Annotated in this window: 17 protein-coding genes; 7 read left to right on the top strand and 10 right to left on the bottom strand. The window is 45.8% G+C overall.

The features are described from left to right. Window positions 1–259: 259 nt before the first annotated feature. On the bottom strand, window positions 260–2,296 hold the full coding sequence (locus BG260_RS08910) for a TonB-dependent receptor family protein (protein ID WP_069131820.1): 2,037 nt from the start codon (window positions 2,294–2,296) through the stop codon (window positions 260–262). A gap of 56 nt (window positions 2,297–2,352) precedes the next feature. Here BG260_RS08910 and BG260_RS08915 point away from each other — a divergent pair, with 56 nt between their 5' ends. From BG260_RS08915 to mltG, 7 genes are all read left to right on the top strand, one after another. Then, window positions 2,353–2,670, top strand: a complete 318-nt coding sequence (locus tag BG260_RS08915; protein ID WP_069131821.1) for a DUF2752 domain-containing protein — start codon at window positions 2,353–2,355, stop codon at window positions 2,668–2,670. Further along, window positions 2,667–3,011, top strand: a complete 345-nt coding sequence (locus tag BG260_RS08920; protein ID WP_069131823.1) for a TM2 domain-containing protein — start codon at window positions 2,667–2,669, stop codon at window positions 3,009–3,011. The genes BG260_RS08915 and BG260_RS08920 overlap by 4 nt, the downstream gene beginning before the upstream one ends. After that, window positions 3,008–3,556, top strand: a complete 549-nt coding sequence (locus BG260_RS08925) for an HD domain-containing protein (protein WP_245683934.1) — start codon at window positions 3,008–3,010, stop codon at window positions 3,554–3,556. Before BG260_RS08920 ends, BG260_RS08925 begins: the two co-directional genes overlap by 4 nt. Before the next feature lie 62 nt (window positions 3,557–3,618). Continuing rightward, complete coding sequence (locus BG260_RS08930) at window positions 3,619–4,611, top strand: DUF4097 family beta strand repeat-containing protein (RefSeq protein ID WP_069131826.1); 993 nt, start codon at window positions 3,619–3,621, stop codon at window positions 4,609–4,611. 36 nt (window positions 4,612–4,647) lie between these two features. Next, window positions 4,648–6,702 carry a SpoIIE family protein phosphatase gene (locus BG260_RS08935; RefSeq protein WP_141691562.1) on the top strand — a complete coding sequence of 685 codons (2,055 nt, stop codon included), beginning with the start codon at window positions 4,648–4,650 and terminating at the stop codon, window positions 6,700–6,702. A gap of 32 nt (window positions 6,703–6,734) precedes the next feature. Beyond that, on the top strand, window positions 6,735–8,120 hold the full coding sequence (locus BG260_RS08940; protein ID WP_069131830.1) for a hypothetical protein: 1,386 nt from the start codon (window positions 6,735–6,737) through the stop codon (window positions 8,118–8,120). A gap of 135 nt (window positions 8,121–8,255) precedes the next feature. Continuing rightward, a complete protein-coding gene (gene mltG / locus BG260_RS08945; RefSeq protein WP_069131832.1) occupies window positions 8,256–9,323 on the top strand; it encodes an endolytic transglycosylase MltG in 1,068 nt (355 codons plus the stop codon). 97 nt (window positions 9,324–9,420) lie between these two features. Here mltG and BG260_RS08950 read toward each other — a convergent pair whose 3' ends face one another. The 9 genes from BG260_RS08950 to metG form a co-directional block, all read right to left on the bottom strand. Further along, the gene (locus BG260_RS08950; protein WP_069131834.1) at window positions 9,421–11,142 is read right to left on the bottom strand and encodes an ABC transporter substrate-binding protein; all 1,722 of its coding nucleotides are present in this window, start codon (window positions 11,140–11,142) and stop codon (window positions 9,421–9,423) included. A gap of 67 nt (window positions 11,143–11,209) precedes the next feature. Beyond that, window positions 11,210–12,760, bottom strand: a complete 1,551-nt coding sequence (gene guaA, locus BG260_RS08955) for a glutamine-hydrolyzing GMP synthase (protein WP_069131837.1) — start codon at window positions 12,758–12,760, stop codon at window positions 11,210–11,212. A 24-nt stretch (window positions 12,761–12,784) separates the two neighbouring features. After that, a complete protein-coding gene (gene gcvH, locus BG260_RS08960; RefSeq protein WP_069131839.1) occupies window positions 12,785–13,165 on the bottom strand; it encodes a glycine cleavage system protein GcvH in 381 nt (126 codons plus the stop codon). Further along, entirely contained in the window at window positions 13,165–14,529 is a 1,365-nt protein-coding gene (accC, locus tag BG260_RS08965) for an acetyl-CoA carboxylase biotin carboxylase subunit (RefSeq protein ID WP_069131841.1), read from the bottom strand. The genes gcvH and accC overlap by 1 nt, the downstream gene beginning before the upstream one ends. 11 nt (window positions 14,530–14,540) lie before the next feature. Beyond that, on the bottom strand, window positions 14,541–15,023 hold the full coding sequence (gene accB, locus BG260_RS08970) for an acetyl-CoA carboxylase biotin carboxyl carrier protein (RefSeq protein WP_069131842.1): 483 nt from the start codon (window positions 15,021–15,023) through the stop codon (window positions 14,541–14,543). Between the two features lie 8 nt (window positions 15,024–15,031). Continuing rightward, window positions 15,032–15,607: an elongation factor P gene (gene efp, locus BG260_RS08975; RefSeq protein ID WP_069131844.1), complete on the bottom strand. Its 576-nt coding sequence runs from the start codon at window positions 15,605–15,607 to the stop codon at window positions 15,032–15,034. A 95-nt stretch (window positions 15,608–15,702) separates the two neighbouring features. Further along, window positions 15,703–17,055, bottom strand: coding sequence for a sodium-dependent transporter (locus BG260_RS08980; RefSeq protein ID WP_069131846.1), 1,353 nt, complete (start codon window positions 17,053–17,055; stop codon window positions 15,703–15,705). Window positions 17,056–17,105: 50 nt separating this feature from the next. Beyond that, window positions 17,106–19,091, bottom strand: a complete 1,986-nt coding sequence (locus tag BG260_RS08985; RefSeq protein ID WP_069131847.1) for an alpha-amylase family glycosyl hydrolase — start codon at window positions 19,089–19,091, stop codon at window positions 17,106–17,108. 4 nt (window positions 19,092–19,095) lie between these two features. Continuing rightward, window positions 19,096–21,025, bottom strand: a 1,930-nt coding sequence (metG, locus tag BG260_RS08990) for a methionine--tRNA ligase (protein WP_083750216.1), incomplete at its 5' end; no start/stop codon positions are given.

Consider the following 21,025-nt stretch of genomic DNA (forward strand, 5'->3'; position numbering starts at 1 on the left):
TTACAATGAACATTATAATTTACTATATGAATAGACCGATTTTATGACAGATCTAATTCTATGGGTATAAACTGGTTAATGCGGATGCATTTAAGCTTATTTTACCGTTTGGCAGATAATCAGCTTTGATAAAATATTATTGACTTAAAATCGGTCGATCAAACGAACACTGGAATTGGGGTTCTTCCGTTTCAGCTTGATAAGAAGTGATTCAATGCAGCAATGAGTGTTAAATAGGGTGGAAGAGTGGCTCTCTGTTTTAATTGAAATTGAGCTGCAGACCGGCGTGGAAATTCCTATCCGGCCCCGGTTCAAAGTATCTGCCTCCAAACGCATTAATTCCTACAGAGCTGTTATGGCGGGTGTTGAGCAAATTACGAATGGCTATAAATGGTTGAATTGTGACTCCGTTAAACAATTGATCCAGATTTGCTGACCACCGAAAGTTTAAGAGGCCGTACGCATCGTTTTTTGTACTGTTTTCATTGTCCGTGTAGTAGCTTCCAATCCGTTCGGCATCGATGCTGAAGCTCTGTTTTCCCGGGGTGAATGTCAGAATTGAGCCAATTCTGACAGGAGCTACACCCGGAAGTTCATTACCGTCAAACTCTTCATTGTTGAAGGTTGCATTCAGAATGGTCAGCATTCCATCAATTTGCAAACTGGGAGTAATTTGGAAACCTGCGGTTGTTTCAAGTCCATAATGGCGTGTGTTGCCCTCATTTCTGAAGAATGTAGGGCCATCGCTTTCAAGCTGAAACGGAAGGAGGAGATCTCTCACTTGCATGGCAAAAACTGTAAAATCGTAGCTGAAACGGCTGTTTTGACCTTGAATACCGGTTTCCAGGCTAATGGATCGTTCCGGATCAACGTTTTGGTTAAACCCGTTTCCGCCTTCCGGACGGTTGACAAGCTCTGTGGTGGTCGGAGATTCGAAACTGGTTGAGAAATTCATAAACCAACGGGCTTGATCAAAACGGTAGGAGAGGCCTGCACTCGGGTTTAATGAGAAAAACGTTCTCGATCCCTCCTGATCAGCACCAATTTCATCGTCTGTAGTAAAGTGGAGCCAGTCAGTTCTCAATCCTGCACTTGCAGTTAGTTTTTCATTCAATGGAACGGCAATTCTGGCAAAAAGAGCTCCGTTTGTAACAACTTCTTGCTGGCGTACATCAACCTCGGTGCCGGGATTACCGTTTACATTATTGGTCTCCAGACGATCGTCCTGCTGAAATTTAAACTCACCTCCCACATTTAAATCATAGGGAAGGGTTGTGAATTCGTAGGTTGATCTTACCCCACCAGCCAAACGTTCGAGGCTGATAAAACCAAATGGAAGCGGGTTCTCCAGGTCGCGATAGGTAAAGTGGGAGGTGATATCCCAGACTCCCCTCATCTGCTCCTGAACGAATGATGCGGAGATCATTCCCTGATCGAAATTCTTTCCGGCTGAATTTGCCACAAAGTTTGGAGTAGCCGCGGTGGGATCCGATTCTGCATCTTCTGCGGTGAGTGCCCCGGGATGTTGTGCTTTGGGCATGGAGGTGAAGGCAGAGCGCACAATCAGGCGACTCCTTATTCCAAGCGGTTTTTCGACATTTAGTCCCACCCGATAGAGCCGTGCCGCACTATGGTCGCGAAAACCATCCGTTTCAAAGTAGGAGCCATAACCATAAACGGCGGCATCACCAACTTTGGTGTTTAACCTCAGTTCCTGTTTTATCGTACTGTATGATCCGCCATAACCGCGATATTGAACGGTAGGAGAGTCTGTACGGGGTCTGGTTGAAACGTGAAGAACACCACCGCTTGAATTCCCCCAGAACGTAGCGGAAGGACCCCGCAAAAGTTCTACACGATGAACCATCGCCGGATCAATCATATTCATGATGGTTTGTCCGTCGGCAACCGTCAGCGGCATATCATCTAAAATTACCTGCACACCGCGAACTCCAAACTGGGATCGCCAGCCGAGACCGCGGATCGTCATCCTTTCTCCCAATGCATAATTTTCGCGGTTGCTGATGAAAACACCGGGCAGTGCGAATGTAAGTTCATCCATGGTAGCGGCCGGACGGGAAGCGATGTCGTGTGGATTTCGTAACCTGTAGCTCACAGAAAGGGGCGCGCGGTCTATCGTGATGGATGAGTAGGTGGACTCCACAACAATTTCATCCAGATCAACCTGCAGGGAATCGGGAACATCCTGGCGGGCCTGAACCGAACTGATATTTACTGTGAAGAAAAAGATCAGTAACAAAATGGAAGAGATACCGTATCGATAATTGGTTTTCATAAAATCTTTTAAATATGTAAGCTTCCTTCGTTTGCAGAAGATTCAGTCAGATAAGCATGAAAATACGAAGATCGTTCAAAAATCTTTTTAATAAACACTTTGAGTGGGTGGCACTGTCTGCGGGTTTACTGCTTATGGCCATGCTGGATCCCACTTCTGGGTCTCAAACAATTTGTCCGGTGGAACGGTTCGGTTTTGAATATTGCCCCGGGGAAGGACTCGGACGTTCCATTTCATTGGCTTTCAGAGGTGAGTTTTTAGCCTCGCTTGCTATGCATCCGGCCGGAATTGCCGCTATTTTAATATTATTGGGTCGAATCGTAACCATTTTAAAAAATCATATCATCACAAAACAAAACGGGAAACTGTCATGAAAGTATTTGAATATTTACCTGAGCTCGAAGGCGATGAATTGCACTACATAAACCGGCTGCTGGAGGATATTCCGGAAGATAAAATTGATACCTTTGTCAGGATTTATGATGCTCGCAGAAAAGATCCGATGCTGATGTTGATCCTCGCGCTGATCGGTTTCTTCGGGGTTGCGGGAATCCACCGGTTTTTTATCGGCCATATTGGAATGGGAATTCTCTACTTTCTGACGGCAGGTCTCTGTTTTATCGGTACAATTGTTGATATGATTAACTACAAAAACTTTGCGTTTGAGTACAATCGAGGAGTTGCCCAGGAAATCAGGTCGGAGCTGAACTTATGATGCCGTCAAGGGAAGAGTCGAGGAAGTTACTGAAGGAGTATATTGAATCAGAAAGTTTGCGCCACCATTCGGAAATGGTAGCAATGGCGATGGAGGTTTACGCAAAATCACTGAGTAAAACGGAGGATGAACAGCTTAATTGGTGGAGTGCGGGATTGCTGCATGATCTGGATTGGGAGAAATTTCCTGAAGAGCATCCCCAAAAAGCCGTAGAGGATATTTTACCCAATAACGGATATTCAAAAGAGATAATAGAGGCGGTAGAAGCGCATGCTCCGGATCGCACCGGGAGAGAGCCGCAATCTGAAATGGAGCGGTATCTTTTTGCTTGTGATGAACTCTCCGGTTTTATGAATGCCGTTTCGTTGATGAGGCCCAATGGATTTTCTGATATGAAAGTGAAATCGGTTCGTAAAAAGCTCAAGGATAAACGATTTGCTGAAAATGTTCCCAGAGAAGATATCAGAAAAGGAGCCGAACTTATTCACAAAGAGCTGTCTGATCACATACAGTTTTTGATCGGCGTGTTTAAAAATTTGCCGTAGCCGAAACTGTTTGCAAAACTGTCCGTAAAGTTGGGCAGGTGTACACAGTTAATCCAATATCTATGATCAGACTGCTTACAAATCAAACCGTCCGGTGGTTCATCCCGGTTCTTATCATTTTTGGAGTGTTTTCAAACACTGCTGCTCAAACTTCACTTAGCGTTCTGGCTACAGACATTATTTCGTCCGCTGACCAGCCGGATCCTTATCGATCTGAGTTTTACAGGGTTGACCGGCACCCTAATGTTACGATTAACACAATTTCCGGTGATATTGAAGTGGTTGAAAATTCAGGGCTGGGTGGGGTGCAGGTCGATTTATACGTCAAAAGAGAGTTCTCGCTTTGGTCGGGCACGCGGAACCTGGATAACTATCGGATCATCATGCAGAAACAGGGTAATTCTATTATTGCATCCGTTGAGGATCGAAGGTCGGGACGGGAGCTGCGATCCTCAGCCGGTGTTCAATTTACTTTTTTGGTTCAGGTTCCGTCTGAGGCCTCTCTGAATTTGCGAAGTATACATGGTGATATTTCGGCTCGCGGTGTGGAGGGGAAGCATTTTATACAAAATCATGCGGGGGATCTGAAGATTGAAAATATGACCGGCGAAATACGAGCTGTATCCACCGCCGGAGATATCTATCTGAACCAACTGAACGGTAATATCTTTGCAAAAACCGTGAGTGGAGACGTGGAAGCCAACCGGAACAGCGGGGAGGTTCGTCTCAGAACAACTACCGGTAATATTACAACAAGTGCACTTTCGGGTACACTGGTTGCGGGGACAACAAGCGGCGATATTGTGTCTGACTTTAAAGAGGTCTCAGTTGGTGTATACCTCGAAACAACCACAGGTGATATTGATCTGAGTCTGCCCGGGATGGCCGGTTACTCCATTACCGCAAGTGGAATGAGCCTGAATTTTGATGAACTGACCGGCGATAATATTTCCAAAAATATCAGTTTTATGAACGCTTCGGTTGAGGTGAGAGAGGGGGAGATTCCTGTGAATCTCAAATCTGTTTCCGGTTCGGTTCGTGTTCGGGAAAATTAATTGTTTACCAGGGTGATTGAACAGCTTCAAATAAAAATGACATTATTACTCCTCTTGCTGGTCTGTCCGTTCATGACGAAGGCACAGGAGAGCTTTTTTCAATTTGAAGAGGAGTCTGTAGAGCTGATATCGGCCGAAAATATGTCGGACCGAGAACGAATTCTATATATCAGCGATCGCTGGAAATTTTCTCCGGGAGATGACACACGCTGGGCCGAACCCGATTTTGATGACACTGCCTGGGAATCAATCAGTACAAACCTGACAACCTCTGATCTCTCTTTTGTGGAATGGGAGGGAATTGGCTGGTTCAGAAAACAGCTTCAGGTCAGCAGTGAACTGGTCGGAAAACCTCTTGCGCTGGTGGTAGATCGGCATTTGGGAGCATCTGAGGTCTATCTGAATGGGAAGAAAGTGTATGAACTCGGCCGCTTTTCAACCAACCCCGAAAGGGTGGAGGCATATAGTGGAAATGAGCTGCCGGTGGTGGTTTTTCCAAATGAGGAGATTCAGACCTTGGCCGTCCGTTTTATCAACCCAAATAATATTGAATCGGAGCGGATGTTCGGCTACAACGGGTTTCGTTTTCTGCTGGCCGACTGGAAAGCACACCAGACAAATGTACTCTCATTCATTTCGGAATGGACCGGCACAAGTATGTTTTTTGCCGGAGTGTTGCTCACCTTTGCTCTTATTCACTTTCTTCTGTTTCTATTCTATCCGGCTGAAAAAAGGAATTTATACTTTTCACTTTTCGCAGGGGGACTTCTTTTCATTACCTATTTTCTCTACCGGCTTGAGCTGGTTCATTATACGTTTGAATCGATCTTTTTTCTGAAATTTGCGCTCTTCTTTGAGATCATTGTTTTGGTTTTTGCCGTTAAACTGATGCATGCGATCGACCAAAATCAGAAATCACTCTATTCCAATTCAATTCTGGTAGTGGGTATCGCCTCGGCAGCGTATGTCTATTTTCAACCTGCTTCATCCGTTTGGTTTCGAGAAATAATGATACTGCTTCTGGTCATTGAGTTGATTCGAACACTTCTGGTCATGTTCAGAAAACGGCGTGAGGGGGCATGGATTATCGGTGCGGGGATGATGTTTTTTGTGCTCGGACTGATTGTCAGTATTCTCATCAACTTTCAACTGATGAGCGGTAATGTAAAAATGGTGAACCTGGCCGGGTCAGGTCTGCTTATTCTATCGATGTCCATATTTCTCTCTAGGGAGTTCGCTGCAACTCAAAACAGTTTAAAACAGAAACTGTCAGAAGTGCAGGAGCTGTCGAAACGTGCCCTGGAGCAAGAGCGGATCAGCAAAGAGCGTGAGATTGAAAAACGGCTTCTAAAAGCAGAAAATGAGCGGAAATCTGCGGAACTTGAGGAGGCCCGTGCGCTGCAGCTCTCCATGCTCCCCCAAAAAATGCCGTTGCTACTCGGCTACGATCTGGCTGTTTATATGGATACGGCAACAGAAGTTGGAGGTGATTACTACGACTACAGTGTAGAGCAGGATGGGGCACTTGTGCTGGCCGTGGGAGATGCTACCGGACACGGTTTAAAGGCGGGAATTATGGTTGCTGCTGCCAAGAGCTACTTCCACACGCTGGTACATGAAGTGGATTTGATCACCATGCTCTCAAGGATTTCCTCCGGTTTGAAGAACCTCAATATGCGGCTGATGTATATGGGTTTTATTTTAATGAAGTGTAAAAACCGAAAGATTGAGCTTACTATTGCCGGCATGCCACCGGTTCTTCACTATTCCAAAAAGAAAAACCGTGTGGAACGGATTGTGCTGAAGGGGCTTCCTCTGGGCGGATCTGCCAACTATCCATATAAGAAAAAGTCGCTGGAGCTTGAAGAAGGCGATATTTTACTATTAATGAGCGATGGTTTGATTGAACTGTTCAATCCCGACAGAGAGATTTTAGGAATGAAACGGGTTGAAGAGATTTTGCAAAACTCCGCCGATTATAGCTCTTCCGACATTATCCAGCAGCTTAATCAACTGGCTGAGACCTGGTCGGCAGGTCTCGACGCGCATGATGACATCACGCTGATGGTTCTTAAAATTCCGGAAAACTGAAACTTTCACGAAAGTTAATCGTAGTTGCTGATATGAAAAACATAATGCTTCTCATATTGTCCCTTTTCATTCTCTTTCCCGCAATAGGATTTGCACAACAATCGGACGACGATCCATTCAAGCGTGATCCGATTTTTAATAAATCACTTGAAGAGCTGTTTGGTACTCAACGTACAGTTGAACTGGAGGGAGAGGAGAGAGATTCATTACGTGATGCAGATCGTGCCGTGAGGCGATTGTCTTACTCAGGATTTGATTTGGGGGGCGATTTTGAAGCAGGACCATACTACAGCAACGAACTGTACAGCCAATATCCTAACCTGCCGATGATTCACTTTAACAGGGTGAATGGGCTTTTTCTGGGAATCCGGAAGGAGAGAATGCAATGGCACAGATACGGAAGTTTCTTGAACATTGAACAGATCAATCCACATGGATTTATCGGGTATGGCACAGCTTCAAAAGAGTGGGAATATGCCTTAGGTGTTGAGAAACTGATTGGTGAGAATAAACGGCTGATGATTGGCGGAGAGTTTCACAAAGCCACTTCAACGGAAGATTATACCCGCAGCGGATTGATAGAAAACTCGTTAACATCGTTCTTCGCCTCCTACGATTTCCACGACTACTTCCAGATGGAGGGGTTGGGGCTATACGCGGCCTACCGCACAGATCGCTGGTTTGAAGCTGCATTCTCATACAATCGGGATACATTTCGCTCTGTTGAGCGCAACACTACCTGGTCTCTTTTTGGAAAGTCGAGCCCCTATAGACTCAACCCGCCGATCGACGCCTTTGCCGATGAAATTGATCTGGACCGATATAGCTTCTCGTTTGCATTTAACCCGAGAAACGTACTATTGGCAAACAAATTCACATTTGCGGCTAAAATTGGTGCGGAACTGGGCTATGATACATCTGAACCTAATGTGTATGATTACAACAAGTATTGGTCGGAGCTGAAAATGTTCTACAATTTTGAACCGGGATCAATTTTACGCTGGAGATTGAAAACGGGTGGGATAACCGGAAATACGCCCGATTTTAAACAGTTTTACCTGGGTGGAATCGGAACATTGAGAGGGTCACCCTATAAGTTTTTTGCAGGAAATCAGATGCTTCTCAGTAATCTTGAGGTACAGTTTGGCAGAGCACCGTCTCGATCAGATGTGTGGATGAGAGACTACAACATCCACATATTGCTGTTCCTGGATTCAGGCTGGGCAAGATCCATCCCCGGTATGCTTGACACATCAGAGGGACTCATGTCCGGTTTTACTGAGTTTAAGTTTTCAGACCTTCAACACGATGTAGGCTTCGGTTTGGGAACCGGGGCATTCAGAGCAGAAATCGCCTGGCCGCTCAAAGAGTTTGATGGTCAGCCTGCGTTCTGGATCCGTTTCAACCCAACCTTTTAAAGGTTTTATAAGTGTATTCGCTGTGACGGTGAGCAAGCCCAATTCCCAAAGGTTCATTCAATAACTCCATTCTTTACCGAATAAACTGTATATTTGTCTCGTTTTAAAAAAGCGAATACTCACAACTGTTGTTGAATGAACCCCTTTTCGAAAAAAGAACTTTTTACGCTCACACTTCTTTTTCTGATCGTAATGATACTTACGGCCGGCTCGAGAAACTACAGGCTCTACAGTACAACCGCGATCCAATCAGGTCAGCCTGTTCAAATTTTTCTGCACGACAGAACCGGTCTGGATGAAATTGTTGAAATAATGGATGGCCTGGATGTAGATGTTGATCTTGATGAATTACGCTGGGCAGGCAGGGTTTTAGGGTGGAGAAACTTTAGAACCGGTCTTTATGAACTAAATGGTCAATATTCTTATGAAGAGTTTCTTTCAAAAATGGCGAGAGGAATACAGGATCCCGCAAAGGTGACGGTACTTTCTGGTAGTGATACGGGGCGTTTTGCACTCCGGATGAGTGCCCAGCTTAAAGCCGACAGCGATGCTTTTCTTGAGGTATTGACCGACAGCTCCGATTTGGCTCTGGAACTTGGTTTGAGCGGTGAAGAGCTCCTATCCAGGATGCTGCCGAATACGTATGAAATTTACTGGACCTCGACTCCCGAGCGTGCTGTTCGAAGAATTTACAATGAGTTCACCCGGATTGTTGAAGGTAGATATCAAAGAGACATTGAGCAGAACAGCTACTCCTTGGATGAAATTATAACTCTGGCTTCGATTGTAGAAATGGAGGCTAAAGTGGCAGATGAGAAACCGAGAATTGCCGGTCTCTATTTAAATCGATTAAACCGAAATATGCTCCTTCAGGCAGACCCAACGGTTATCTATGCGATTGGGGAGAGAAGAAGACTTCTGTTTGAGGACTATCGCGTGGATCATCCCTACAATACCTATATACATGCAGGCCTCCCGCCCGGACCTATTACCAATCCGGATGAGGCATCTATTCGTGCCGTACTGAATCCGGAAGAGCACGATTATCTGTTTATGGTTGCGGCACCTGACGGTTCCCATAGGTTTACACGTACATTTGAAGAGCATCGACAGGCCAGTGAAGAGTGGCGAAGATGGATCCGGGAGCAGTATCGCCTACGGGATGAAAGAGAGCGAATGGAAGCAGAAAGCAGCCAAAACTGATCGGGCTGCCTGATTGAGATACAGAGATCCTTTCCTTTTGAATTTTATCTAATCTTAGCGGTCAAAGTCACACAAGAATTACCAATTTGTTGAAACCCTATCTTGATTGGCTAAGTCTCTCTTCTGCCGCCGGAGTAAGCGGATGGATTCCAAGCAGCTGATTGATTCGTTTTCCGTCAAACAAGATTCTCATACCCAGACCGTCAAATGTATCCTTATTACGCATCACCCGTGTAAGGTAGCTTGGGTTACCGGCTGTTTCTAGGCTTTCAAACAGGAATGTTGCCGTATCGTATCCCACTCTTGCAAAGTGATCGGGTTCTGTATTAAACCGGGTTTCAAAATCCTCTTCAAAATAGGCAAATTTGGATGAGTCAGCGGATACATCAGACGACTGTGTTCGATAAATTTCGTAGGTTCGCTGCTGATATGCAGAGAGGTTATCTGAACTCCACTCCTCTGATCCGAGTATAATCGGACGAGCTCTCATCGCTTCCAGGTCGTTCATGAAAAGATTGGTTAGCGTAGAAGCTGCCTGACCGGTAAAGGGAGCATAAATTGCCTGAGAAGGTGTATATCCAAGAGAGTCGGCCAAGGCCTTGTCTGGAGTGAAAACCTTGGTATAATCGCTTAAATCGTACCCCTGTGAAGCAAAGTCGTCTTCAAAGTAGTAGGAGATGTGTGCTCCGAGTCTCTCGGCCTCCTTTCTGAAGGCAAGCGCGGAATCTCTTCCAAATGCGTCTTTTTCAGTAATAACGGCAAGAGTGTCCAGTCCAAGTTCCTGTACGGCAAAACGCGCCATGTTAATTCCGTGAACGGCAAACGTTGGATTGAGCTGGAAGGTGTAGTTGTAATCCAGGTTCAGTTCATCGGAGTTCGCCAAAGGTGCCAGCATCGGGATCTGGTACTCTTCTGATAGCTGAGCCATTCGCCGGGCGGGTTCTGAAAAGAGCGGACCGATTACGGCATCGGCTTTTTCGGCCCAAGCCAGTTCTGTAATGGCAGCTGCGGTAGAGTCCGTATTTTCGTGAGAGTCTTTGAAAATCAGTCTGACTTTTTTGTCGGAGTGGCTGCTGTTAAACTCATCTGCAGCGAGCATCATCCCGAAGTAAAGATTTCGTGGAATGGTGAAGTCAGGATCGTTCTCCTCAAATGTAGGCAGTACAACACCCACATGGTACACGGTGCCTTCCGGTGCACTTGGATAGCTGAATGAACTCGATAGTTGATTCTGATTGTTTTGCAGAGCTTCACGCAGGTCATCGTGGTAGGTGGTATCTGCTTCCAGCCGGAACAGCTCTTTTTCAAGCGATTGATACAGAACCGGATCGAGCTGGCGTCGTGAATTCAGAACAATATCAAGGCGAATGGCCGGTGATTCTGCTTTCTGAAGCGCTTCAAAACGCTCGCTGATATCGAGATACCGGATGATTTGGCTGTAGAGTCGTCGGGCATCCACCTGAATACCGGTTCGGTTCTGGCTCTCAATCAGTCGGTAGAGCGTGTTCAGGCTCCCGCTGTAATCTTTGGTTCGGAATTTCACAACTGCCCGGGAATACTGTGCTTCCTGAGCGATGGACCGGTTGGTACTCTGCTCGGCCCGTTCGAAAAAATGGGATGCTTTCGGGTAGCTTCCCAGTGCCAAGTAGCTCTTTCCCGTAAAAAGGATAGCTTCATCGCTATCTAACTCCTGAAAAATTACCAGTGCTTCCTCATACTGCTCACTTTCATACAGTTCAACTCCTTCCTGAAAGGTCTGGGCAAACAGTACATTGCATTGAAATAAAAGTATGGGGAGAAGCAGAAGAATCTTTTTCATGACGAATTTGATGACAGATGAACGTTAACCTATTCAATAAAGCGGAAATGGGCGTAAATGTTCCTTTTTATTCCCACTCAATCGTTGCCGGAGGCTTGGAGCTTATATCATACACAACCCGGTTTACACCCCTGACTTCATTAATGATTCGGTTGCTGACTTCAGCTAAAAATTCGTAGGGAAGATGAGCCCAGTCGGCTGTCATACCATCCACGCTGGTAACGGCGCGCAAGGCTACGGTGTATTCGTACGTTCGCTCATCACCCATTACGCCTACAGACTGAACCGGAAGCAGAACGGCAAGAGCTTGCCACACGTCATCGTAGAGGTCATGATCGCGTAAGGATTGAATAAAAATATCATCCGCTTCCCTGAGCAGACTCAGCTTCTCGCGGTTAATCTCGCCTAGAACCCGTATTCCCATACCGGGGCCGGGAAAAGGGTGCCGTCCGATAAAGTTTTCAGGAATACCAAGCTCCCTGCCAACATTTCGAACTTCATCTTTGAAAAGCTCTCGAACCGGTTCAATCAGGTCCAGATTCATCTTTTCAGGGAGTCCGCCCACGTTGTGGTGCGATTTGATGGTTGCAGAAGGCCCTTTAAATGAAACGCTTTCAATCACATCGGGATAGAGGGTACCCTGGGCTAGAAACTTATACTCTGTTTCGTTCTCAATTGCTTTATCAAAGACTTCAATAAAGGTGTTTCCGATGATTTTCCGTTTCTCTTCCGGGTCAGAAATCCCTTCAAGTTTATCGAGAAACAGATCGGAGGCGTCTATACCTTTAACCGGTAAATGCAGGTGCTCTTTATAGGTTTGAAGAACTTTTTGATACTCATCTTTTCTGAGAAGCCCGTTATCCACAAAAATGCAGAGCAGCTGATCGCCGATCGCCTTGTGTATCAAGGTGGCTACAACGGTTGAATCCACTCCACCTGAGAGCCCACAAATCACTTTGTTGTCACCTACCTGTTTGCGAATGGCCTCAATTTCCGTTTCTATAAATGAGGCTGCAGTCCAGTCACCGCTGCATGCACAAATCTCCTTGACGAAATTTTCCAGAATTTTGGCACCGTCTTCGGTGTGAACCACCTCCGGGTGGAACTGTACTCCGTAAATCGGTTTCTCTGCATGTTTAACCGCAGCAACGGGTGCATTTTGGGTGTGTGCAATGATCTCGTAAGGTGAGGGGAGGTTTCTGATGTGATCTCCATGACTCATCCAGACGGTAGACCCGTCATCAATGCCTTTAAATAGATCGGAGTGATCATTGATTAAGAGTTCGGCACGGCCAAATTCCCGCTTATCGGCTTTTTCCACACTGTCCGGAGAAATGGAATGAGCCAAAGATTGCAATCCGTAGCAGATTCCAAGTACCGGTACATTAAAGTCGAAGTAGTTGAGGTTCAGAACAGGAGCATCCTCATCATAAACACTTTTGGGTCCTCCCGAGAGGATGATTCCTTTGGGAGGATGGTTCTCAAAATCTTTTTTGGGGGCGTTATAAGGATGAATTTCACAGTAAACGTTCTGTTCGCGCAGTCGTCGCGCAATCAGTTGGGTGTACTGAGATCCAAAATCGAGGATGAGAATCCACTCATCATGATGAGTATGCATTATCAAATAAGGTGTAGAAATTTATTAGTCAATCAGTTCTTTGTAATCTTCGGCAGAGAGAAGGTCATCCAGCTCAGATGGATCACTTAATTTTATCTTAACCATCCAGCCGTCTCCATAAGGATCATTATTCACCATTTCCGGATCATCTTCAAGGTCTTCATTCACCTCTGTAATTTCTCCTGAAACAGGGGAGAAGAGTTCAGAGACGGTTTTTACAGCTTCCACAGTACCGAGAACGTCATCCTGATCGAACTCAGATCCTTCTGGTTCCAGTTCAACAAAGACAATATCTCCAAGTTCGCCTTGTGCAAAATCGGTAATTCCGATTGTTACAGTACCGTCTCCGTTATCTTTTACCCACTCATGTTCTTTTGTGTATTTAAGATCGTCTGGGATGTTCATTAGTGTCCTGAATTATTTTGTTCCGGTTTGAATTTGAAGTGCTTCTCCAGGTATTGTGTATTAAAATTACCTGACTGGAAATTAGGATCGTCCATTAGCTGAAGATGATACGGAATGGTTGTTTTAACACCTTCCACAACAAACTCCTGAAGTGCACGCTTCATACGCTTAATAGCTTCCATCCGGGTGGGTGCGCTCACAATCAGTTTGGCAATCATCGAGTCGTAATGAGGTGGAATTTTATATCCCGCATAAGCATGAGTATCCACGCGTACGCTGTGACCGCCCGGAATGTTGAAAGAGGTGATTTCTCCCGCTGTCGGCCGGAAATTGTGCTCCGGATCTTCCGCGTTTATTCGGCATTCGATAGCATGACCGCGCATCTTCAGCGGTTTCATCTCAATTTTTTGTCCGGCTGCAACCTTAATTTGCTCCTCTACCAGGTCGCACCAGGTAATCTCTTCGGTAACGGGATGTTCCACCTGAATTCGGGTGTTCATCTCCATAAAGTAAAAGTTGAGATCTTTGTCAACAATAAACTCAACCGTTCCAGCACCTTCGTAGTTGATCGCCTTTCCGGCATTAACCGCAGCTTCGCCCATTTTTTCACGAACTTCCGGAGTCATCACAGGAGAGGGGGCCTCTTCCAGAATCTTCTGGTGGCGACGCTGAAGTGAACATTCACGTTCGCCGAGATGTCTCACATTGCCATGCTGATCGCCCAAAATTTGAATTTCAATATGGCGAGGGTTTTCAACAAACTTTTCGATATAGACGGCCGGGTTGCTGAAAGCGGATTCCGCTTCATTCCGGCAGGTTTTGAAAGCATTCTCAAAATTTTCCGCATCGTGCACAACACGCATTCCGCGTCCGCCACCGCCGGCGCTCGCTTTTATGATAACCGGAAAGCCGATGTCTGTGGCAATCTTTTTCCCTTCATCAACAGAAGTTACCACACCCTCTGAACCGGGAACCACCGGTACATTATTGGCCATCATGGTTGCTTTAGCCGTGGCTTTATCTCCCATTTTGGCGATCATCTCGGGAGAAGGACCGATAAATTTCAGATCGTGTTCTTCACAAATCCTGCTGAATTCTGCATTTTCCGCAAGAAAACCGTAGCCGGGATGAATCGCTTCGGCATTGGTAATTTCTGCGGCTGCAAGAATACTTGGAATTTTCAGGTAGCTGTCGCGGCCGGCCGGCGGACCGATACATACGGCCTCATCGGCAAACTTTACGTGTAGGCTATTCTCATCCGCAGTGGAATAAATTGCAACGGTCTTGATATCCATCTCCTTACAGGTACGGATAATACGAAGTGCAATTTCGCCGCGGTTGGCAATTAAAACTTTATTAAACATAAACTGTTTTCTTAAGCTTTTTTGATAATGAAGAGTGGCTGGTCGTATTCAACCGGTTGCGCGTTGTCGACAAGAATTTTTTGTACAGTACCCGAAAATTCTGCTTCAATCTCGTTCATTATTTTCATGGCTTCCACGATGCAGAGAGTATCGCCTTTCTGAACGGTATCACCCACTTTTACAAACGCATCGGAGTCGGGTGAGGGAGCCTCGTAAAAAGTACCAACGATAGGAGACTTAACGGTTTCGCCCTCAGGCTGAGACTCTTCTTTTGGGGCGGAAGCTAACTCGGCAGGTGCCTGAGCTGCTTGCGGTGCAGGTTGAGCAGGAGCCTGCTGTGCCGGCATTTGAAACTGCATCGGTGCCGCCTGTGGTGCAGGAGTATCAGACTGTTTCTTTACCTTTAGTTTAAAATCTCCTTCTTCAATAGAAACTTCGTTGAGTTCGGTTTCTGAGATCAGGTCAAGCAGGTTTTTAACGAGTTTTAAGTCCATAATAAAGTTTATTTAGATTTTGCTCTTTCAAGGTATTCTCCGGTTCGGGTATCAACGCGGATCACTTCTCCTTCGTTGATAAATAAGGGAACTTGTACAACCGCGCCTCCCGAGATTGTGGCCGGCTTGCTGCCGCCCTGTGCGGTATCGCCCCTTACGCCAGGATCGGTCTGTACAACTTCAGCTTCTATCTGATCCGGCGGCTCAGCAAATAGAATCTGGTCGTTATCTACATCGATGGAGAGTGTACAGATTAACCCATCTGAAAAAAATTCGGGATTTTCTACCCGTTTGCGCTCCAATGGAACCTGTTCATAAGTCTCCTGATGCATGAAGAAAAACATATTTCCGTCAGTATATAGAAACTGATAGGGGTGCTTTTCAACCCGGATAGACTCTACAGACTCTCCGGAACGGAATGTTTTTTCGATATTCTTTTCGTTCTCAACACCCTTCAGTTTTGTACGGACAAAAGCCCCGCCTTTTCCGGGTTTTACGTGTTGATAATCGACAATTGTATAGATCTCTCCATCCAGTAAAATGTTCATTCCCGGACGGAAGTCAGATGTACTTACTTTTCCCATACTTAAAATTAGTTCATATTAAGGCTTCAAAAATACAGCAGCTTCCACTCGATAACAACCTCGAGCCGCAAAGAAATTCAAAAATGGTTTTACAATTAACCCATCAGGGTTTGAGCCAGGATTATGATGATGATTATTGGGCAGATAAATTTTATAAAGATGGACCAGATGGTTGTAAACCAAGAGTCTCGCACATCCTTAAAGCCCTGTTTAATTTCATCGATGGCGCTTCGGGTTTTCCAGAAATAGCCAATGAAAATACAGATTAACAATCCGCCCAGCGGAAGTCCGATCACACTAAAAATGAAATCGATCGAATCGATAAGTGCCGTGTTGAAGGAGATAATTAGAGAAATTATCAAAACAAAAAGGCCTACATAGAGGGCGGCTTTCTTTCTTCGAACACCATACTCGTCAATAATATACGAGGTTGGAACCTCAAGCAGAGAAATTGTGGAAGTTAGGGCTGCCAAACTGAGAAGGAAGAAGAAGGAGACTCCGAGTGCCAGACCAACCAGCCCTCCCATCTGAACAAACAGTTCCGGTAATATCTGGAAAATTAGTGCCGGCCCTGCAAGAAACTCACCGGCTTCATTGTAAATTTCTACTCCCTGAGCTTGAGCCAGAAAGATAGTAGGCATAATCAGAAGGCCGGCAAGAAAGGCAATTCCCACATCGGCTAATGTTACGTAGCTGGCCGCTTCTACAAGGTTTTCTTTTTTGCTCAAATAAGAACCGTACGTAATCAGAGCTCCCATACCGAGAGAGAGTGAGAAGAACGCCTGTCCCATGGCAGCCAATACCAATTCTCCTGTGATCAATGAGAAATCAGGCTTCAGGTACACTTCAAGGCCTTCGGAGGCACCGGGCTGGAACATCACATAAACAGCCATCACCACAAGAATAACGATCAACAGCGGCATCATCAGTTTTGTGGCGCGTTCAATCCCTTCACTTACACCACCGCGGATGATAGCGATAGTCAGCCCCATAAAGAGCAGTGCAAATGCTGCATTCACAAATCCGTTATCAAAATCAGCTAATACATTTGCAGCTCCCTCTAAACCTGTGAATGTGAAAATTTCGACAAATACGTGGCTGAATGTCCATCCCGCAATGACAGTATAGAAACTCAAAATCATCACACCACAAAGTACACCCCAAAAACCTACCAAAGGAAAGAATTTATTGGAACTGAGTGCTTTAAACGCACCCACGGGATTTTTCTGCGTACTTCGTCCGATGGAGAGTTCGGCGATCATAACCGGCAAGCCGATCAATACAACACAAATGATGTAGATAAACAGAAAAGCGGCTCCTCCGTTGGATGCTGCTTCTGTGGGAAAACGCCAGATATTTCCAAGCCCTACTGCAGAGCCGGCAGCGGCCAGGATAAATCCAAATTTCGAATTCCAGGTTCCTCGGTTATTGGTAGGTGTAGTAGCCAAAGTTAGGTTGATTTAGGTTATTGGAGACGCACTAAAATATCCGCTCGCGGCTAATGTCGCAACTTTCTCAGCAACATTCCGCAACAAGGGGCAATATTAACTGAATGCTGTACAATATCGAAGGATTGAGCAGAGGCAATATTTTCGTCTGCAATCACTTCCCAGGTGCCTGAAGGCAACTTACAGTGTGCAGTTTCATCCGCCATTCCGTTCAATAGCACATAATAGTCATTAAAATCTCCGCTGTCATTTCCGCTGATGTAAAAAGTGATTACCAGAGGATTTCCGTAGTGCTCGAAGCTGATTTCGTGCGGGCTGCACATTCTGAGAGCGGGAGACTGTTTCCGGATTTCGATCAGTCCGCGATAGTATTCGAACAGTGATCGATTCAATTCAATGTCATTAAAATTGATCCAGTTGGTTTCGTTGTCTTTTTGATAGCTGTTGTGGTCGAGTCTGCCCACCTCATCATCGGGGCAGGGAGTTTTTGCAATTATTTTGGCACGTGCAAATTCCTGGCCGGTATGGATCATCGTCATTCCCTGGGCGGTAAACAGAGACAGAGCAGCGAGCTTTGCCAGTTTCAGCTCCTCCTCGTCCAGCCTCACAACCTCTTCTCGGTTTTGGATAACTTGATCTTTCAATTCGGGGTTCAATCCGATACGGATAAAATCTGCAAGCGTATAGCCATCATGACTTTCCAGGTAATTTACGCTATGGGCTGACGTGTTGTAGAGCCCGCCTTCTCCGTGATTCAGCGTGCCTTTAAAAACATTTTCAAGGCGTTCGCGCCGGGTTTCGTGCTGCCAGTCAGAAAAAATAAAGCCTTTGTCGTGAATCGGATCCGACCCCTTGATGCTGTTGCGGATACGGTCGTTCCATGATGCCCAGTCGTGATCTGAAAAGTGATGAGGAGAGTAATAACCTCCCCACGGTTCAGCAATCAAAACGGCATTCGGATACTTTTCATGTACGGCAGTACGGATGGCATCCCACGACTTCCGGTCCAGAAGTGCGGCCAGATCAAACCGGAAACCATCAATATGGTACTCTTCCATCCAATAGAGAATGGAATCGACAATAAGCTGTCGTGCAACGGGGTTTTCCGAACGAAACTCATTCCCGGTCCCACTCCGGTTCAGTAAATGTCCCTTCTCGTCAGATCGTAAATATTGATCGGGGCAGAGGTGGGTGAGCGGGTTGAGATCAAAAAGGGAGGTGTGGTTAAAAACAACATCCATCAAAACGGTGATATTCTCTTTATGAAGCGCCTTTACCATCTCCTTAAATTCCGTAATTGCGGCGGTTGTTTTGCCGGAGTAGCGGTTTGAGTAGTCCGATGCGAACGAAGATTCCGGGGCAAAAAAGTAGGAAGTCATGTATCCCCAGTAATTGGCGGAATAGGGATTCCATGTGTTTGTAAACCCTTCAGGGGTGGTCTGTTCGAATGGCGGTTCACACTGCGGGAATTTGTGCAGAGGCAGAAATTCCACACAGTTTACTCCAAGGCGCTTCAGGTGGTTGATACCGCCTGTTTGATTGCGGTCGATAAATTTTTGATAAAATCCTTGCCCGGAAGACTTTGAAGAGGGATGCGCGGTTAAATCTTTCAGGTGTGCTTCGTAAATGATCAGATCGCGGGGATCATCCGGGAAACAGTGCGCATCATTCTCCCAGTCAAACTCATCCCGGAAAATGTAGGATCGGGCATCCTGCCTGTAAGAGTTATGTGCGGTAACGTGCTTACTATAAGGATCGGCAAAAAGTTCATCCGTATATGGCCCGGCCGGTTTTAACTCTTCGTCATTAAATTTGGCTTTGTAACCGTACCATCGTCCGGCTTGATCACCCTGAATCGCTACGTGCCAGTATCCCTGTGCATCAATTTGCATCGAATGTTCAACTCCATTTTCCGATTCAAAATCATCGAAAAGAATACAGTTCATCTCTGAAGCGTTGGGGCAGTAGATGCAAAAATGGGTGGCGCTTTCAGTAAAGGTAACGCCCGGTTTGATCTCTAAGTTGTTAATTTTCATATAATTACATGACCGGACTACCGGGTTCTGCATCGGTTTCTACGAAGTGGAGTTGACCTTCAGTGTCTTCACCCATCAGGATCATACCGTTACTCTCAACGCCCATCATTTTTTTGGGTGCGAGATTGGCAACGACTACAACTGAACGGCCAATGATTTCTTCTGCCTTAAAAAATTCAGCGACTCCTGAGAGAATGGTTCGCTTCTCAAATCCGAGATCCACGGTGATGTTAAGCAGTTTTTTCGATTTTTTGATCTTTTTGGCATCCAAAATTTTACCGGCTCTGAAATCAAGTTTCACAAAGTCATTAAAGGTGGCCGTATCTTTAAGTGGCTCATAATCCTTACCACTTGTTCCGGCAGATTCTGCCGCCCGTTTTTCCAGAATTTCAATCTGTTCCTGAACGGCTTCATCTTCAATTTTTTCGAAGAGAATCTCCCCCTGCTCAATAATCTGTCCTTCGGGAATGAGATTTGATGTAACATCATCCCATTGAAGTGTATTTGGAACGCCAAGCTGATCTCGAAGCTGGGCCATTTTTGCCGGCAGTACAGGATGAAACAGAATGGACAGCGCAGCGGAGATTTGCACGCAAACGTTCAGTGTGTTGCCGCACGCTTCAGGATTCTCTTTCCGGGTTTTCCACGGTTCAGTTTCCGTAAAGTAGCGATTTCCGATCCGGGCCAGATTCATCGTTTCTGCAATCGCTTCCCGGAACTTAAACGAGTTGTACGCCTCTTCAATCTTCTGTTTCTGGTTTTCGATCTCTTTAAGCGTATTCAGATCCAACTCAGAAGGGTTGGACAGTTCCGGAACGGTACCGTTAAAAAATCTCTCGGTAAAGCTGAGCGTTCTGAAAACAAAATTTCCAAGAATGTCGGCCAGTTCGCTGTTTATCCGACTCTGAAAATCTTTCCATGAAAAATCGGAATCTTTCGCTTCCGGCAGGGTTGTGCCCAATACGTACCGAAGAAGATCGGCCTCAAAATAGTCGAGATACTCCTCCAACCAGACAGCCCAACCTTTGGACGTGGAAAGCTTTCGGCCTTCAAGATTCAGAAATTCGTTTGCCGGAACATTTTCGGGAAGAACAAACTCGCCATGCTGCATCAGCATAGCCGGAAACATGATGCAATGAAATACGATGTTATCTTTTCCGATAAAGTGAATCAGAGAAGTTTCTTCATCTTGCCAGTAGGTTTTCCATAAATCCGGATCACCTTTTTCATCGGCCCACTCTTTGGTAGCCGAAATATAGCCGATGGGTGCATCAAACCAGACATAGAGCACTTTTCCTTCGCCTTCGGGCAGCGGAACCGGTACGCCCCAGGTGAGGTCGCGTGTTACGGCTCGATCGCCAAGTCCGCCATCGAGCCAGCTTTTACACTGTCCCACAACATTCGGTTTCCAGTTTTCACGGGAGTCGATCCATTTTTCAAGTTTTTCCTGGAAATCTCCAAGCGGAATGAACCAGTGTTCGGTCGATTTTACAACCGGTTTATTGCCTGTTAATGCACTGACCGGATCAATCAGGTCTGTGGGAGAGAGAGATGAACCGCACTTCTCACACTGATCACCGTACGCTTCCGGGTAGCTACATTTGGGACAGGTTCCCTTCACATAACGATCGGGCAAAAACATGTTGGCGTCTTCATCATAAAACTGCTCCTGGCTCTTCTTCTTAAATACACCCTGATCATACAGTTTTAAAAAGAAATCCTGAGAGGTCTTTTTGTGGGTTTCGGAACTTGTTCGTCCGTAGTAATCAAAATCGATACCAAATCTGTCGAAAACGGCTTTATTTCTTTCGTGATACCGATCTACAATTTCCTGTGGGGTAACACCTTCTTTTTCGGCAGCAATGGTAATGGGGACTCCATGCTCATCGGAACCGCAGATATGGATGATATCTTCTCCTTTCAATCGCTGAAAG

The organism is Rhodohalobacter halophilus (genome assembly GCF_001715195.1).
Classification (GTDB): Bacteria; Bacteroidota; Rhodothermia; order Balneolales; family Balneolaceae; genus Rhodohalobacter; species Rhodohalobacter halophilus.